General features: G+C 63.6%; 14 protein-coding genes. 8 read left to right on the top strand and 6 right to left on the bottom strand.

Features of this window, described 5'->3' with window-relative positions; all coding sequences use genetic code 11:
- Positions 1-3: 3 nt before the first annotated feature.
- The 3 genes from C3F42_RS28170 to C3F42_RS28160 form a co-directional block, all read right to left on the bottom strand.
- Positions 4-996 carry an ABC transporter permease gene (locus C3F42_RS28170; protein ID WP_038706376.1) on the bottom strand — a complete coding sequence of 331 codons (993 nt, stop codon included), beginning with the start codon at positions 994-996 and terminating at the stop codon, positions 4-6.
- A complete protein-coding gene (locus C3F42_RS28165; RefSeq protein WP_104445179.1) occupies positions 993-2,546 on the bottom strand; it encodes a sugar ABC transporter ATP-binding protein in 1,554 nt (517 codons plus the stop codon). The genes C3F42_RS28170 and C3F42_RS28165 overlap by 4 nt, the downstream gene beginning before the upstream one ends.
- 144 nt (positions 2,547-2,690) lie before the next feature.
- Complete coding sequence (locus C3F42_RS28160; RefSeq protein ID WP_104445178.1) at positions 2,691-3,638, bottom strand: sugar ABC transporter substrate-binding protein; 948 nt, start codon at positions 3,636-3,638, stop codon at positions 2,691-2,693.
- A gap of 339 nt (positions 3,639-3,977) precedes the next feature.
- Between C3F42_RS28160 and C3F42_RS28155 the strand changes: the two genes are divergently transcribed.
- The 3 genes from C3F42_RS28155 to C3F42_RS28145 all read left to right on the top strand — a co-directional run bounded on the left by C3F42_RS28155 (position 3,978) and on the right by C3F42_RS28145 (position 6,232).
- Positions 3,978-5,066: an asparaginase gene (locus C3F42_RS28155; protein WP_094011449.1), complete on the top strand. Its 1,089-nt coding sequence runs from the start codon at positions 3,978-3,980 to the stop codon at positions 5,064-5,066.
- Positions 5,067-5,293: 227 nt separating this feature from the next.
- On the top strand, positions 5,294-5,536 hold the full coding sequence (locus C3F42_RS28150) for a DUF1654 domain-containing protein (RefSeq protein WP_023631213.1): 243 nt from the start codon (positions 5,294-5,296) through the stop codon (positions 5,534-5,536).
- A gap of 6 nt (positions 5,537-5,542) precedes the next feature.
- Positions 5,543-6,232, top strand: a complete 690-nt coding sequence (locus C3F42_RS28145; protein ID WP_104445177.1) for an endonuclease — start codon at positions 5,543-5,545, stop codon at positions 6,230-6,232.
- A gap of 6 nt (positions 6,233-6,238) precedes the next feature.
- Here the strand turns inward: C3F42_RS28145 and C3F42_RS28140 are convergent, their stop codons facing one another.
- On the bottom strand, positions 6,239-6,664 hold the full coding sequence (locus C3F42_RS28140; RefSeq protein WP_023631215.1) for a bifunctional (p)ppGpp synthetase/guanosine-3',5'-bis(diphosphate) 3'-pyrophosphohydrolase: 426 nt from the start codon (positions 6,662-6,664) through the stop codon (positions 6,239-6,241).
- A 271-nt stretch (positions 6,665-6,935) separates the two neighbouring features.
- Here C3F42_RS28140 and C3F42_RS28135 point away from each other — a divergent pair, with 271 nt between their 5' ends.
- Positions 6,936-8,348, top strand: a complete 1,413-nt coding sequence (locus tag C3F42_RS28135; RefSeq protein WP_023631216.1) for a cytosine permease — start codon at positions 6,936-6,938, stop codon at positions 8,346-8,348.
- Positions 8,349-8,435: 87 nt separating this feature from the next.
- Here the strand turns inward: C3F42_RS28135 and C3F42_RS28130 are convergent, their stop codons facing one another.
- Entirely contained in the window at positions 8,436-9,665 is a 1,230-nt protein-coding gene (locus C3F42_RS28130; RefSeq protein ID WP_038706377.1) for an acyl-CoA dehydrogenase, read from the bottom strand.
- A gap of 140 nt (positions 9,666-9,805) precedes the next feature.
- Here C3F42_RS28130 and C3F42_RS28125 point away from each other — a divergent pair, with 140 nt between their 5' ends.
- Together C3F42_RS28125 and C3F42_RS28120 are read left to right on the top strand one after the other, a co-directional pair.
- Complete coding sequence (locus C3F42_RS28125; protein ID WP_104445176.1) at positions 9,806-10,747, top strand: LysR family transcriptional regulator; 942 nt, start codon at positions 9,806-9,808, stop codon at positions 10,745-10,747.
- A gap of 45 nt (positions 10,748-10,792) precedes the next feature.
- On the top strand, positions 10,793-11,011 hold the full coding sequence (locus C3F42_RS28120) for a DUF2970 domain-containing protein (protein ID WP_094011402.1): 219 nt from the start codon (positions 10,793-10,795) through the stop codon (positions 11,009-11,011).
- A gap of 304 nt (positions 11,012-11,315) precedes the next feature.
- Here C3F42_RS28120 and C3F42_RS28115 read toward each other — a convergent pair whose 3' ends face one another.
- Positions 11,316-12,392: an ABC transporter substrate-binding protein gene (locus C3F42_RS28115; RefSeq protein ID WP_094011401.1), complete on the bottom strand. Its 1,077-nt coding sequence runs from the start codon at positions 12,390-12,392 to the stop codon at positions 11,316-11,318.
- Positions 12,393-12,608: 216 nt separating this feature from the next.
- On the opposite strand from C3F42_RS28115, the gene C3F42_RS28110 reads away from it, so the two are divergent.
- Together C3F42_RS28110 and C3F42_RS28105 are read left to right on the top strand one after the other, a co-directional pair.
- Positions 12,609-14,261 carry a nitrite/sulfite reductase gene (locus C3F42_RS28110; RefSeq protein WP_023629995.1) on the top strand — a complete coding sequence of 551 codons (1,653 nt, stop codon included), beginning with the start codon at positions 12,609-12,611 and terminating at the stop codon, positions 14,259-14,261.
- The gene (locus C3F42_RS28105; protein ID WP_023629994.1) at positions 14,245-14,739 is read left to right on the top strand and encodes a DUF934 domain-containing protein; all 495 of its coding nucleotides are present in this window, start codon (positions 14,245-14,247) and stop codon (positions 14,737-14,739) included. The genes C3F42_RS28110 and C3F42_RS28105 overlap by 17 nt, the downstream gene beginning before the upstream one ends.
- The last annotated feature ends 154 nt before the right edge of the window (positions 14,740-14,893 follow it).

Below are 14,893 nucleotides of genomic sequence, written 5' to 3'. Positions count from 1 at the left end.
GTTTCAGTTCCGCCGGTTCGCACGCCGGCTGCGATAAGTGTCGAGTACCACGGCGATGACGATGACCGCCCCGGTGATGATACGTTTGGTCGGCTCAGAGGCGCCGATCTGGGCCAGGCCGGCGGCCAGCACCGAAATGATCAGCACGCCGAAGAAGGTGCTGATGACCGAGCCGCGCCCGCCCATCAGGCTGGTGCCGCCGATCACCACGGCAGCGATCACCTGCAGCTCCATGCCCGAGCCGGCATTGGGGTCGGCGGCCTCCAGGCGCGAGATCTGGAACAGCGCGGCAAGACCGGCGAGCACACCCATCAGGGCGAACACCAGGATCTTGTAGGGGCGCGGGTCGATACCGGCCAGGCGCACGGCCTCTTCGTTGGTGCCGATACCGATCAGGTAGCGGCCGAACACAGTACGGGTCAGCACCAGTTGGGCCAGCACGATCACCAGCAAGGCGATGATGAAGGCCGGGGAAATGCCGAAGGCGATCGGGTTGGAGAACCAGGCGAAGGCATCGCCGATATACGCGGTACGCGAATCGGTGAACTGGTACGCCAGGCCACGGGCCATTTCCAGCACGCCCAGCGAGACGATGAACGAAGGGATGCGCCAGGCCACGGTGATGCTGCCGGTGACGGTGCCGGCCAAGGCCGCCACGGCCATGCCGAGCAAGGCGGCGGGCAGCACGCCCCAGCCCCAGCCGAGGATCGCCACGCTGACGGCCGAGGCCGCCAGGGCCAGTACCGAGCCGACCGACAGGTCGATGCCGCCGATGATCAGCACGAAGGTCATGCCCACCGCCAGCACCATCAGGTCGGGGATCTGGTTGGCCAGGGTGCTGAAGGTGGCATAGGACAGGAAGTGGCTGCTCAGCAACGAGAACAGCACGATCATCGCCAGCAAGGCACCGGCCAGGCCCAGGTAGGTGCCCAGGCCGAAATAGGTGCCGCTGCGGCGCACTGGCGCGGCGTCCGAGGTGTTTGTTGTGGTTTTCATGCGTCCATCCTGGGAGCTGCGTCGTGCAGCAGGGCATCACGTTTCTGGTAGCCGGCGAAGGCGGCGGCAAGCAGTTGGTCCTGGGTCCAATGATCGCGCTCGAAGGTGTCGATCAGGCGTCCGGCGCTGAGCACGGCGATACGGTCGCACATCAGCATCAGCTCGCGCAGGTCGCTGGACACCACCACCAGGGCCTTGCCCTGGCGGGCGAGCTCGGCGAGCAGGCCGTAGATGTCGAACTTGGCACCGACGTCGATGCCGCGGGTCGGCTCGTCGAACAACAGTACCTGGCAGTCGCGCTCCAGCCAGCGGCCGATCACCACCTTCTGCTGGTTGCCGCCGGACAGCTCGCCCACGGCCTGGGCGGGGCTGGCGCTGCGGATGCGCATGGCGCCGATCTGACGCTCGGCCAGCTCACGCTCGGCGTCGGCGTCGAGCACGCCAGCACGGGATACGGCGCCAAGGTTGCCCAGGGCAATATTGGCGCTGATCGACTGGCTCAGCAGCAGGCCTTCGCCCTTGCGGTCCTCGGTAATCAGCGCAATGCCAGCCTTGACCGCCGCCTTGGGCGAGTCAATGGTCACCGGTACCGGCGGCTGGCCGAGGGCGACCTGGCCGCTGTCGGCGCGGTCGGCGCCGTAGATCAGGCGCAGCAGCTCGGTGCGCCCGGCACCGATCAGGCCTGAGATACCGAAGATCTCCCCTGCCCTGACCTCGAGCGACACCTCGCGGACCTTGTCGCCGCGGCTGAGCCTGTCGACCTTGAGCAGTGGCGCACCGATCGTGCGCTGGCCCAGGTCGATATGCTCGCCCAGCTCGCGGCCGACCATCAGGTTGACCAGTTGCTCGCTGTTGTAGCGCTGGATCGGCTCGGCGCACACCAGCTTGCCGTCGCGCAGCACGGCGATGCGCTGGGCCACCTGCTGCAGTTCTTCGAGGCGGTGGGAGATATACACGATGGCCACGCCGCGCTGGCGCAGGCGCTCGATCTGGGTGAACAGCAGCTCCACCTCGCGGGCGGTGAGCATGGCCGTGGGTTCGTCGAAGATCAGTACATGGCAGTCGCCGATCAGGTTGCGGGCGATCTCGACCATCTGCTGGTGGCCGATGCCCAGCTCGCCGACGGGAGTGTCCGGGTCAATGGCATCCAGGCCGACCTGGGCCATGGCTGCGGTGGCCAGCTGGCGCAGGCGCTTCTGGCTGATCCAGCCGAGGCGGCTGGGCAGGTTGTCGAGGAACAGGTTCTCGGCCACGGTCAGCGTCGGCAGCAGGTTGAGTTCCTGCATCACCATGCGCACGCCGAGACGCTCGGCCTCGGCGCGGCTGCCGGGGGCGTAGGGCTGGCCGCGGTAGAGCATCTGCCCGGTGGTGGGGATCTCCAGGCCACTGATCAGCTTGGACAGGGTCGACTTGCCCGCGCCGTTCTCGCCGGTCAGGGCCAGCACCTCGCCGCCGCGCAACTCGAGGGTGACATCGCCGAGTACGGGCTGGGCGTAGGTCTTGCCCAGGCCGCTGACGGCTAGCACGGTTTCATTGGCCGGTACTGACATGGCCATTTCTCCTAGGACGAAGCATGACACGTTTAGAAGGCGGGCTTTCGTGGGAGCGGGCTTGCCCCGCGAGGCGCCAGGGCAGGCTGTACCTTGCGACACCATCGCGGGGCAAGCCCGCTCCCACGCTCCCGCGAAATCACTTCATTTGGTAATCAGCTTGACTGGCGTCTGGATGACATTGTCGGCATCCACGCCGGGCTGCTCGCCCTTGAGCATCTTCAGCGCCGCTTGGATGCCGAACACCGCCTGCTCGCTGGCAGCCTGGTCGAGGGTGGCCAGCACACGGCCATCCTTGAGCATCGGTTCGATGGCCTTGATGTTGTCGTAGCCGACCACCTGCACCTGGCCGGTCTTGCCGGCGGCGCGCACGGCCGAGACCGCGCCCAGGGCCATGCTGTCGTTGCCGGCCAGCAGCGCCTTCAAATCGGGATATTCGTTGAGCATCGAGGCGGCAACGGCGTTGCCCTTGTCGATCTCCCAGTTGCCGGATTGCACCGAGACGATCTTCATCTGCGCGGCTTCCATGGCGTCCTTGAAACCAGCGGTGCGCTGCTGGGCATTGGTGGTGGTCGGCACGCCTTCGATGATGCCGACCTGGTCACCGGCCTTGAGCTTTTGCTGGGCCAGGTAGTCGCCGACCATACGCGCACCCTTGCGGTTGTCCGGGCCTACGAACGGCACGCTGATGCCCTTGCTCTTGAGGGTTTCGGGGTCGAGGCGATTATCGATGTTGATCACGATCACGCCTTTGTCCATGGCCTTCTTCACCGCCGATACCAGCGCCTTGGAGTCGGCCGGGGCGATAACCAGCGCCTTGGCGCCCGAGTTGACCATCTGCTCGACGATACGGATCTGCTCGCCAGTATCGGTCTCGTTCTTGATGCCGTTGGCGACCAGCTGGAATTCGCTGGCATGGGTTTTCTGATAATCCTTGGCGCCGTCTTCCATGGTGCGGAAGAACTCGTTGGCCAGGGATTTCATCACCAGGGCGACCTTGGGCGCCTCCTCGGCGTGGGCGACAGGCAGGGAGAATATCAGCGACGACAGAACGGCGAGGGCCAGAGGACGGCGAGAGAACGGCAGCTTCATGGAAATGACTCCGAATCTTGTGGTTTTTATCGGATCGCAAACGTTTGCGGTGACTAACTATGTAAACAGGCCGCAGGTTTGTCAATCCAGCGCGTAGGAAGCCGCAGCTACGCAAGAGGGATTATCCGCAATTCGTCCGAAAAACCGAACACATTTCCTACTCTCGTTCGGCCAGCCGAATGACCTCACGCAACTTGACCAATTGGTCGGATCGCGTACCTCCAGTCCAGACAAGGGTTTCAAGATGAAATACGACGAACGGTAGTTGATGGTACGAAATCTGCCTTACTGCAGTGCGACTTAACGCACATCTCACCGTGGAAGAGAGAAGCAGAAATGATGAAATCCGCTATCAAGACCTTCGCACCGAGCGCCCTGGCGCTGTTGCTGGTACTGCCGACTACCGTTTCCGCCAAGGAAGCCGCGCAACAACAGAAGCTCGCCAACGTGGTCATCCTCGCCACCGGCGGCACCATCGCCGGCGCTGGCGCCAGCGCGGCCAACAGCGCCACCTACCAGGCCGCCAAGGTAGGCATCGACAAGCTGATCGCCGGCGTGCCAGAGCTGAAAGACCTGGCCAACGTGCGCGGCGAGCAGGTGATGCAGGTCGCCTCGGAAAGCATCGGCAACGACGACCTGCTCAAGTTGGGCAAGCGCGTCGCCGAACTGGCCGACAGCAAGGACGTCGATGGCATCGTCATCACGCACGGCACCGACACCCTCGAAGAAACCGCCTACTTCCTCAACCTGGTAGAGAAGACCGACAAGCCGATCATCGTGGTCGGCTCGATGCGTCCGGGCACGGCGATGTCCGCCGACGGCATGCTCAACCTGTACAACGCCGTGGCCGTGGCCAGCAGCAAGGACGCCCGCGGCAAGGGCGTGCTGGTAACCATGAACGACGAGATCCAGTCCGGCCGTGACGTGAGCAAGGCGGTCAATATCAAGACCGAAGCCTTCAAGAGCCAGTGGGGCCCGCTGGGCATGGTGGTCGAAGGCAAGTCGTACTTCTTCCGCCTGCCGGCCAAGCGCCACACCGTCAACTCCGAGTTCGACATCAAGACCATCAGCAAGCTGCCGGCCGTGGATATCGCCTATGGCTACGGCAACGTGACCGACACCGCCTACAAGGCGCTGGCCCAGGGCGGCGCCAAGGCGATCATCCACGCCGGCACCGGCAATGGCTCGGTGTCGTCGCGCGTGGTGCCGGCGCTGCAGGAGCTGCGTAAGGACGGCGTGCAGATCATCCGCTCCTCCCACGTTAACCAGGGCGGCTTCGTACTGCGCAATGCCGAACAACCTGACGACAAGAACGACTGGGTCGTGGCCCATGACCTGAACCCGCAGAAGGCGCGGATCCTGGCAATGGTCGCAATGACCAAGACCCAGGACAGCAAAGAGCTGCAGCGGATCTTCTGGGAATACTGATCGGCGTGCACTTCGGGTTGGTATGTTGAAGATACCGACCCTATCGCGGGGCAAGCCCGCTCCCCCGGGGCACACATGACCTTTGTGGGAACGGGCTGGCGCCGCGATGTCTTCGATTGAACCAATCCCTCTACCACGGTCTTATACGGCTTTCATCCTACCCGTTGTTGCGAAATGGCTTACAGTGAAATACTGTATGCACATACAGCAAAACAAGGAACAGCCCCGTGGCCAAACCCGCCTCAGCGTCGCCAAGCAGTTATGAACTACTGGGTCAGCGCATCCAGAAGATCATCAACAGCCCCACCGCCCAGCGCAGCCGCGCCGCCCTGATCTTCCGCCTGGAGCACGAATCGCCCGATGACTGGGCCACGCTGCTCGAGGAAATCGCCGAGAACGACAACGTCACCCTCGCCCACCGCGACGATGGCGGCGTGCAGGTGTTCTGGACCGTGCCGAAGGAAGACTGATTGCACATGAGAGTTTCGCTTTTCGCTGCCTGCCTGCTGCTGCTCCCCCCCCTCGCCCACGCCGACGCCCCACGCACCTTCCAAGAGGCCAAGAAGGTTGCCTGGAAGCTGTACGCGCCGCAGTCCACCGAGTTTTATTGCGGCTGCAAGTACCAGGGCAACAAGGTCGACCTGGCGTCTTGCGGCTATGCGCCGCGCAAGAACCTCAACCGTGCCTCGCGCATCGAGTGGGAACACATTGTCCCGGCCTGGAAGATCGGCCATCAACGCCAGTGTTGGCAGGACGGCGGGCGCAAGAACTGCTCGCGCCACGACAAGGTCTACCAGCGGGCCGAGGCCGACCTGCACAACCTGGTACCGAGCATCGGCGAGGTCAACGGCGACCGCAGCAACTTCAGCTTCGGCTGGTTGCCCGAGCAGCATGGCCAGTACGGCAGTTGCCTGACCCAGGTCGACTTCAAGGCCAAGAAGGTCATGCCGCGCCCGTCGATCCGCGGGATGATCGCGCGCACCTACTTCTACATGAGCAAGCAGTACGACCTGCGCCTGTCCAAACAGGACCGCCAGTTGTTCGAGGCCTGGAACAAGACCTACCCGCCGCAGCCCTGGGAGCTGCAGCGCAACCAGCAGGTGGCATGCGTGATGGGGCGCGGCAACGCCTTCGTCGGCCCGGTCAACCTCAAGGCCTGCGGCTAAAGGCCCTCAGGCCAGCGTCTGCAGGTAGGCGCTGGCCTGCTGGTACCGGCACAGCCGGGCCACATCGGCCGGGCCTGGGCAAGGGATGCGCGAAAGGTCGCTGTTGTCGGCCAGGTCCGCCAGCTTCACCTGGCGCGCCAAGGGGTCCACACCCAGGCGAATGACGAACGCCTCGTAGCTCTCGCCCTCGCGCCGGCTCAGCGCCAGCAGCGCGGCGAGGATCTTCAGCGGGAAACCTTCACGGGCGAGGTCGGCCAGGGTCAGCGGCGTGTCTTCCAGCACATCGTGCAACACCGCGACAATGCGCTGCTCAGGAGTGATCACCCGCCCCATCACCCGCAGCGGGTGAAGGATGTAAGCCGCCCCACCTTTGTCGAACTGCCCTTCGTGTGCCTTGATGGCCATCGCGATGGCCCGTTCCAGCGTCGCCATGAAGTACTCCCCACTCAACCCGCGCACTGGAAAGCATAGCCGCTGCGTCATGGGCGTGGTTTGTCCGGCGCCAAAGCGCCTCGGCAGCGCGCTTGCCGCCCTTCCCATTCAAGCTTTTTCCAGCCTTAGGTTTTTTAAGGCTCATGAGCACAAATTTACTAATTTCTGGATCCCCGCCCGCCCCGCATCATCGCGCCAACAAGAACGCGTCGCCCTTTGCCGGCACGCACCCGGGCAATCCCCGATGCCCCACCTTGCCTTGGAGTCAGTCATGACCAGTGCAGCCAATTCGGCCCCCCTCATCGAGAAACACACGATCGGCTATGTGCCACCGCAAGACCGCCATGGAAAGGTAAGGGATCTGTTCACACTGTGGTTCGGCGGCAACATCGCGCCGCTGCCCATCGTCACCGGCGCACTCGGCGTGCAGCTATTCCACCTCAATCTGGTCTGGGGCATCGTCGCGATCCTGGTCGGCCACCTGGTAGGCGGCGTGCTCATGGCCCTGCACTCTGCCCAGGGCCCGCAGATGGGCATTCCGCAGATGATCCAGAGCCGCGCCCAGTTCGGTTCGCTCGGCGCCCTGCTGGTGGTGGTCATCGCCGGGGTGATGTACATCGGCTTCTTCGCCTCCAACATCGTCCTGGCCGGCAAGTCGCTACATGGCGTGGTCGAGACGGTGCCGGTGTCCGTGGGTATCGTCATCGGTGCATTGGGCTCGGGCATCATCGGCATAATCGGCTACCGCTTCATCCACGTGCTCAACCGCATCGGTACCTGGGTGCTGGGCATCGGCATCGTGGTCGGCTTCGGCTACATCTTCAGCCATGTGCAGAGCGACGACTTCCTCACCCGCGGCGGCTTCAACCTGGCCGGCTGGCTGGCCACCGTGTCCCTGGCGGCGCTGTGGCAGATCGCCTTCGCGCCCTACGTGTCGGATTACTCGCGCTACCTGCCGGCTGACGTAAAAGTGTCCTCGACCTTCTGGACCACCTACCTTGGCTCGGCCCTGGGCTCGAGCCTGTCATTCATCTTCGGCGCGGTGGCGGTGCTGGCGATCCCTGCCGGGATGGACACCATGGACGCGGTCAAGCTTGCCACCGGCACCCTCGGCCCGCTGATGCTGGTGCTGTTCCTGCTCAGCGTGATCAGCCACAACGCCCTCAACCTGTACGGCGCGGTGCTGTCGATCATCACCCTGGTACAGACCTTCGCCTACCGCTGGATCCCCACTGCCAAGAGCCGCGCCGTGCTGTCGCTGCTCGTGCTGGCGGCCTGCTGCGTGGTGGCGGTGTTCGCCTCGGCGGACTTCATCGGCCACTTCGTCGACATGGTGCTGGTGTTGCTGGTGGTGCTGGTGCCGTGGACGGCGATCAACCTGATCGACTTCTATGTCATCCACAAGGGCGACTACGACATCGACTCGATCTTCAAGATCGACGGTGGCATCTATGGTCGCTACAACCCCCAGGCGCTGATTGCCTACGCGGTGGGTATCGTGGTGCAGATCCCGTTCATGAACACGCCGCTGTATGTCGGGCCGGTGTCCGCACACATCAACGGCGCCGACCTGTCGTGGCTGGTGGGGCTGGCGATCACCTCGCCGCTGTACTGGTGGCTGGCCAGCCGCGACAGCGCGTATCGTCGTCGGCAGGTGAGTGCGAAGCTGGCGGCGGGGGTCTGAGTCCGCCGGGCTGAAAGTTGACGAGGGGACCCGCTGCGGCGGGTCTTCTGTCGTCAATATCAGCCACCACGACCCAGGCAGGAAACCCTAGCGCTCGCTACGGAGCATCTCCTTCGGCACATACTTGCCAATCTCATACTTGCCGATCGCCGCCCGGTGCACCTCATCCGGTCCGTCGGCCAGGCGCAGGGTGCGCTGCATCGCATACATGTAGGCCAAGGGGAAATCACCGCTCACCCCTGCCCCGCCATGGATCTGGATGGCCCGGTCGATTACCTTCAGCGCAACGTTCGGCGCCACCACCTTGATCTGGGCGATCTCGCTGCGGGCCACCTTGTTGCCGACGGTGTCCATCATGTAGGCGGCCTTGAGGGTCAGCAGCCGGGCCATGTCGATCTCCATCCGCGAGTCGGCGATCTTGTCGACGTTGCCGCCCAGCCGCGCCAGCGGCCGGCCAAAGGCGGTGCGCTCGACCGAGCGTTTGCACATCAGCTCCAGGGCGCGCTCGGCCATGCCGATCGAACGCATGCAATGGTGGATGCGCCCAGGCCCGAGGCGGCCCTGGGCGATCTCGAAGCCACGGCCTTCGCCGAGGAGCACGTTCTCGTAAGGCACCCGCACGTTCTCGAACAACACTTCGGCATGGCCGTGTGGCGCGTCGTCGTAGCCGAACACCGGCAGTGGGCGGACGATCTTCACGCCGGCTGCGTCGGTGGGCACCAGGATCATCGAGTGCTGTTGATGACGCTGGCCATCGGGGTTGGACAGGCCCATGAAGATCATCACCTTGCAGCGCGGGTCACAGGCGCCGGAGGTCCACCACTTGCGGCCGTTGATCACCCACTCGTCACCGTCGCGCACGGCGGTGGCGGCCATGTTGGTGGCATCCGAAGAGGCCACGTCCGGCTCGGTCATGGCGAACGCAGAGCGGATTTCGCCGCGCAGCAGCGGCTCGAGCCACTGGCGCTTCTGCGCCTCGCTGCCGTAGCGCACCAGCACTTCCATGTTGCCGGTGTCCGGCGCCGAGCAGTTGAACGGCTCGGGCCCCAGCAGCGAGCGGCCCATGATCTCGGCCAATGGCGCGTACTCAAGGTTGCTCAGCCCTGCACCATATTCGGATTCGGGCAGGAACAGGTTCCATAGTCCTTCCTCGCGGGCCTTGGCCTTGAGCTCCTCCATGATAGCGGTAGGCTGCCAGCGGTCGCCCTCGGCTACCTGGCGCTCGAACACCGGCTCGGCCGGGTAGACGTATGCATCCATGAATGCGCTGACGCGTTCGCGCAGTACCTGGACCTTGGGCGAATAGGCGAAATCCATCGGGGCTACCTTCCGTCAATGAAGAACATGGACCTGAGCCTAGAACAGCCACCCTTCATCCACCTAGTCTATTTTCTTCGTGTATAAACATTCATAACCAATATATGATCGATCCATAACTCCAACAAAGAGCGGCGCCCATGAACCTCAGCAAGGTCGACCTCAACCTGTTCATCGTCTTCGACGCGATCTACACCGAAGCCAACCTGACGCGCGCCGGGCAGATCGTCGGCATCACCCAGCCGGCGGTTTCCAACGCCCTGTCACGGTTGCGCGAGACATTCAACGACCCGCTGTTCGTGCGCACCGCCCAAGGCATGGTGCCCACGCCCATGGCGCAGAACATCATCGGCCCGGTACGCAACGCGCTGTCGCTGCTGCGCACCTCGGTCCAGGAAAGCCGCATCTTCACCCCGCTGCAGGCGAGCAAGACCTTCCGCATCAGCATGACCGACCTTACCGAAGCGGTGATCCTGCCGCCGCTGTTCCAGCGCCTGCGCCGGCTTGCCCCAGCCCTGGTGATCGAGAGTTTCCTGTGCAAGCGCCGCGAAACCACAAAGGAGCTGGCCGCCGGGCGCCTGGACTTCGCCGTCGACGCGCCGCTTAACACCGATCCACAGGTTCGGCACGTCAAGCTCATGCAGGACCGCTACGTCTGCGCCATGCGTCCCGGTCACCCCCAAGCCGACGATAAGCTGACTCTCGACGGCTACCTGGCCATGACCCATATCCATATCTCCAGCCGCCGCAATGGCCTGGGCTATGTGGACCTGGCCCTTGGCAAAATGGGGGTGCAACGCCGTGTCGCCCTGCGTTCGCAGCACTACCTGATGGCCTCCCAGGTGCTACAGCAGACCGACATGGTGATGACCGTTCCCGAACGTTTCGCCCGCCGCCACCAGTTGCGCCACCAGCCACTGCCAGTGGAAGTTCCGCCGCTGGAGACCCATCTCTACTGGCACGAGAGCACCGACCAGGACCCGGCCAACCGCTGGATGCGCGAGCAGATCATCGAGTTGTGCGAGCGGGTGGTGGCCCAGGACGACCAGGAAAAGGCAAGCCCGGCGATCGCATCGGCCTGAGTCGCCTACACTGTCGATGATTGCCTCTGAACCCAGGAGCCACTCATGGACGACAGCCAACATGGCAAGCCACCGACCTTTTGGCAGATGCTGCAGAGCATCCTTGCCGCGGCGTTTGGCGTGCAAAGCGGCAAGAACCGCGCCCGCGACTTCACCTATGGCAAGGCCAGCCATTTCATCGTGATGGGGACAGTGTTCACGCTGATCTTCATCTTCGTGCTGATCGGCCTGGTGCAGTTGGCGATGCACCTGACGGCGCGCTGATCACAGGGCAAATCCGCCAATACTGCTTGCCAAAACGCAATCCGCCCGCGGATATCCCTTCCGCGGGCGGTTCAGGTGCTTCTCACGGTCTTGAGCAGTTATCCGCTATTGATGGCTGACCCAGTACACCGCGGTGACCACCACCAGCACGATCAGACAGAGGATCGCCCAGGCATCGACACTGCTGTCAGCTTTGCGGACCTTGGTAGAGTTTCCCATTGCATTGCCTCTTGTAGTGGTTATGGGAATGCACTTCACAAGCAGCAGTTAAGTCCAGCAATGCCCTTCGCTCAAGCAGGGTCTTTCAATACTCGACGGGTGACGTGAGAAACGGGTAGCGGAAATCTGCCGGTCGCCCTTCGGCACTGAAACGGTGGAAGTCGATACCATGGCCATCCTGCTCCAACAACTCGAGCCAGCGCCGCGCCTTGGCTGAGTCGATCAGTTGCAGAGCCGGCGCGCTGTGCTCGCGCTGGCCATCGCGGCCTACCGCCAGCCCTCGGGCGTCATCGTGCAGCATGACTATGGCCCAGCCACCCAAGGTGAAATGCCCACCCATGAGTACGCTCAAACGCCCGTCGATTCGCGCGCGCAGAGCCTCAGGCGAGCTATTGACCGCACTGAACAGGACATCGCGCCCGGGCACCTTGCCTAGTGCCTGGAACGCCTGCATGGCACCGAATGCCATCTGGTCGTTGGCTGACCATACCAGGCGGGTGTCGGGGTACCGCTCGAGCAGCATCTGCGCTTGTTCGAAGGCACGCTGGCGGCTCCAGCCGCCGTACACCACCTGGCGCAGGCGCACCTGGGGGAACTCGGCCAGTGCCCGGCGCATGCCCTGCACGCGCAACTGCGAGGCCGGCGTGGTCTTGACCCCGGCGAATACCAGCAAGTCGACCGCCCCGGGTGCGGCAGGCAGTTGCGCCGCCAGCGCCTTGAGCATCTGGTAACCAGCCTCCTCGTCGTTGCTGACCAACGAGCCGAGCACTTCAGGATATTTGTCCGGCTGCGCCTGGACACTGTGCGCCTGGCTGTCGGTGAGGCCGTTGTTGACCAGGAACAGCTTGACTCCGGTGCCTCGCGACAAGCGGATGATCTCTGGGGCAACGTACAGCTCGTTGACCAGCACCAGGTAGTCCGGGCGCTGTGGTCCTTGCAGCACCTCACGGGCCTGAGTAAGGGCCAGGTCGGCGCGACGCTCGCTATATTGCACGCGCAAGGTCATGCCGAGGTCGCTGGCGGCGGCCTGCATGAAGCGTGAATAGTCAACCCAGAACGTTTCGTTGGAGTAGCCTGGATTGAGAAACACCACCGAAGCGGCCTGTGCGCTAGCTGCCAGCGGCAGGCTCAGGCACAGGCTCTGGCACAAGGCCTTGAGCATGCTGTTACATCCCTGCGGAGCAAACCCCGGATTATAGCCCCGTGATGTACCGCAGCGGACAAATGCCAGTCAGTCTCACTTAGTCCAAATAGTTCTTTTCATATGCTAAAACATCACTTTAGCGCATAAACCCACTCTGCTATCGTTTCCCCGCTCCGACCCGGAGTGCGCGGCCGTGCGCGCGATTAGCTGCATGCAGCCTGAGACAGGACTTATATGTACGTATACGACGAGTACGATCAGCGGATCATCGAGGACCGCGTCAAGCAGTTCCGTGATCAGACCCGCCGCTACCTGGCCGGTGAGCTGAGCGAAGAAGAATTCCGCCCTCTGCGCCTGCAGAACGGCCTGTATATCCAACGTTTCGCGCCGATGTTGCGAGTCGCCGTGCCCTATGGCCAGTTGAACGCACGCCAGGCCCGCATGCTGGCGAAAATCGCCCGCGACTACGACAAGGGCTACGCGCATATCAGCACCCGCCAGAACGTGCAATACAACTGGCCGGCGCTGGAAGACATCCCGGACATTCTCGCTGAGCTGGCCACCGTGCAGATGCACGCGATCCAGACTAGCGGCAACTGCCTGCGCAACGTCACCACCGACCAGTTCGCCGGTGTCGCCGCCGACGAGTTGGTCGACCCGCGCCCGTGGTGCGAAATCGTCCGCCAGTGGACCACCTTCCACCCGGAATTCGCCTACCTGCCGCGCAAGTTCAAGATCGCCGTCAATGGTTCGAGCGACGACCGCGCCGCCATCGAGGTGCACGACATCGGCCTGGAGCCGGTGCGTAACGCCGCGGGCGAGCTGGGCTTCCGCGTATTGGTCGGTGGCGGCCTGGGCCGTACCCCGGTGATCGGCGCGTTCATCAACGAGTTCCTGCCCTGGCAGGACCTGCTCAGCTACCTGGACGCGATCCTGCGCGTGTACAACCGTTACGGCCGTCGTGACAACAAGTACAAGGCGCGGATCAAGATCTTGGTCAAGGCCCTCACCCCGGAAGTGTTCGCCGAGAAGGTCGAGGCCGAGATGGTCCACCTGCGTGGCGGCAACACCACCCTGACCGAGGCCGAAGTACAGCGCGTCGCCCGCCACTTCGTCGACCCTGAGTACCTGGCCCTGGACAACACCGACTTCAGCGCGTTGGACGCCGAGCACCCGGGCTTTGCCCGCTGGCGCTCGCGCAACACCCGCGCGCACAAGAAGCCGGGCTATGTTGCCGTGACCCTGTCGCTCAAGCCCACCGGCGTCGCCCCGGGCGACCTGACCGACAAGCAGCTCGACGCGGTCGCCGACCTGGCCGAGCGCTACAGCTTCGGCTACCTGCGCACCTCCCACGAGCAGAACATCATCCTCGCCGACGTCGAGCAGCGTCAGCTGCACGCGTTGTGGCTGGAACTGCGCGAGCAAGGCTTCGCCACCCCGAACATCGGCCTGCTGACCGACATCATCTGCTGCCCGGGCGGTGACTTCTGCTCGCTGGCCAACGCCAAGTCGATCCCGATCGCCGAATCCATCCAGCGCCGCTTCGACGACCTGGACTACCTGTTCGACATCGGCGAGCTCGACCTGAATATCTCCGGCTGCATGAACGCCTGCGGCCACCACCACGTCGGCCACATTGGCATCCTTGGCGTGGACAAGAAGGGCGAGGAGTTCTATCAGGTCTCGCTGGGCGGCAACGCTGCCCGCGATGCGAGCCTGGGCAAGATCCTCGGCCCCTCCTTCGCCCAGGACGACATGGCCGACGTGATTGAAAAGTTGATCAATGTGTACGTCGAGCAACGCACTGAAGACGAACGCTTCATCGATACCTACCAGCGGATCGGCATCGATCCCTTCAAGGAGCGCGTCTATGCAGCGAATCATTAAGAACAACCAGATCGTCGACGAAACCTGGCACCTGCTGCCCAAGGACGTTTCGATCGACGAACTGACCAACTGCGACGACTACATCGTGCCGCTGCAGCTGTGGCGCGACCATCCGAGCCTGCTCAAGGCGCGCGACGGCGGCCTGGGCATCTGGCTGGACAGCGACGAAGAAGCCGAGGAAATCGGCGAGCACGTCGAGCACTTCCAGGTGATCGCCCTGAACTTCCCGGCCTTCACCGACGGGCGCAGCTACTCCAATGCGCGCCTGCTGCGTGACCGCTACAAGTTCAAGGGCGAGCTGCGCGCCATTGGCGACGTGCTGCGCGACCAGCTGTTCTACATGGCCCGCTGCGGTTTCGACGCGTTCGCCATCCGTGCCGACAAGGACCCGGAAGACGCGCTGCAGAGCCTGAAGGACTTCTCGGTGACCTACCAGGGCGCCACCGACGAACCGCTGCCGCTGTTCCGCCGCCGCTGATCGTCGCTTGCAGTACTCCCGGCCCGCCTTCTGGCGGGCCGATTCGTTTCTGCGCCGGCAAGACGACCATTCCGGATAGGCCGAGGAAAAATCCGAATGTTCACTCAGGTTTGCTGATGGCATGCCGATATCAAGGCATATCCTTTTCACTCCG

It is taken from the genome of Pseudomonas sp. PONIH3 (genome assembly GCF_002934345.1).
GTDB classification, from domain to species: Bacteria; Pseudomonadota; Gammaproteobacteria; order Pseudomonadales; family Pseudomonadaceae; genus Aquipseudomonas; species Aquipseudomonas soli.
Note: the sequence above shows the minus strand (reverse complement) of the source record. Positions and strands in the feature narration are given on the sequence as shown.

Bases quoted from the DNA above. Each gene is read 5' to 3' on its own strand.
- C3F42_RS28170 (WP_038706376.1), bottom strand. From the start codon at position 996: ATGAAAACCACAACAAACACCTCGGACGCCGCGCCAGTGCGCCGCAGC.
- C3F42_RS28165 (WP_104445179.1), bottom strand. From the start codon at position 2,546: ATGTCAGTACCGGCCAATGAAACCGTGCTAGCCGTCAGCGGCCTGGGC.
- C3F42_RS28160 (WP_104445178.1), bottom strand. From the start codon at position 3,638: ATGAAGCTGCCGTTCTCTCGCCGTCCTCTGGCCCTCGCCGTTCTGTCG.
- C3F42_RS28155 (WP_094011449.1), top strand. From the start codon at position 3,978: ATGAAATCCGCTATCAAGACCTTCGCACCGAGCGCCCTGGCGCTGTTG.
- C3F42_RS28145 (WP_104445177.1), top strand. From the start codon at position 5,543: ATGAGAGTTTCGCTTTTCGCTGCCTGCCTGCTGCTGCTCCCCCCCCTC.
- C3F42_RS28140 (WP_023631215.1), bottom strand. From the start codon at position 6,664: ATGGCGACGCTGGAACGGGCCATCGCGATGGCCATCAAGGCACACGAA.
- C3F42_RS28135 (WP_023631216.1), top strand. From the start codon at position 6,936: ATGACCAGTGCAGCCAATTCGGCCCCCCTCATCGAGAAACACACGATC.
- C3F42_RS28130 (WP_038706377.1), bottom strand. From the start codon at position 9,665: ATGGATTTCGCCTATTCGCCCAAGGTCCAGGTACTGCGCGAACGCGTC.
- C3F42_RS28125 (WP_104445176.1), top strand. From the start codon at position 9,806: ATGAACCTCAGCAAGGTCGACCTCAACCTGTTCATCGTCTTCGACGCG.
- C3F42_RS28120 (WP_094011402.1), top strand. From the start codon at position 10,793: ATGGACGACAGCCAACATGGCAAGCCACCGACCTTTTGGCAGATGCTG.
- C3F42_RS28115 (WP_094011401.1), bottom strand. From the start codon at position 12,392: ATGCTCAAGGCCTTGTGCCAGAGCCTGTGCCTGAGCCTGCCGCTGGCA.
- C3F42_RS28110 (WP_023629995.1), top strand. From the start codon at position 12,609: ATGTACGTATACGACGAGTACGATCAGCGGATCATCGAGGACCGCGTC.
- C3F42_RS28105 (WP_023629994.1), top strand. From the start codon at position 14,245: ATGCAGCGAATCATTAAGAACAACCAGATCGTCGACGAAACCTGGCAC.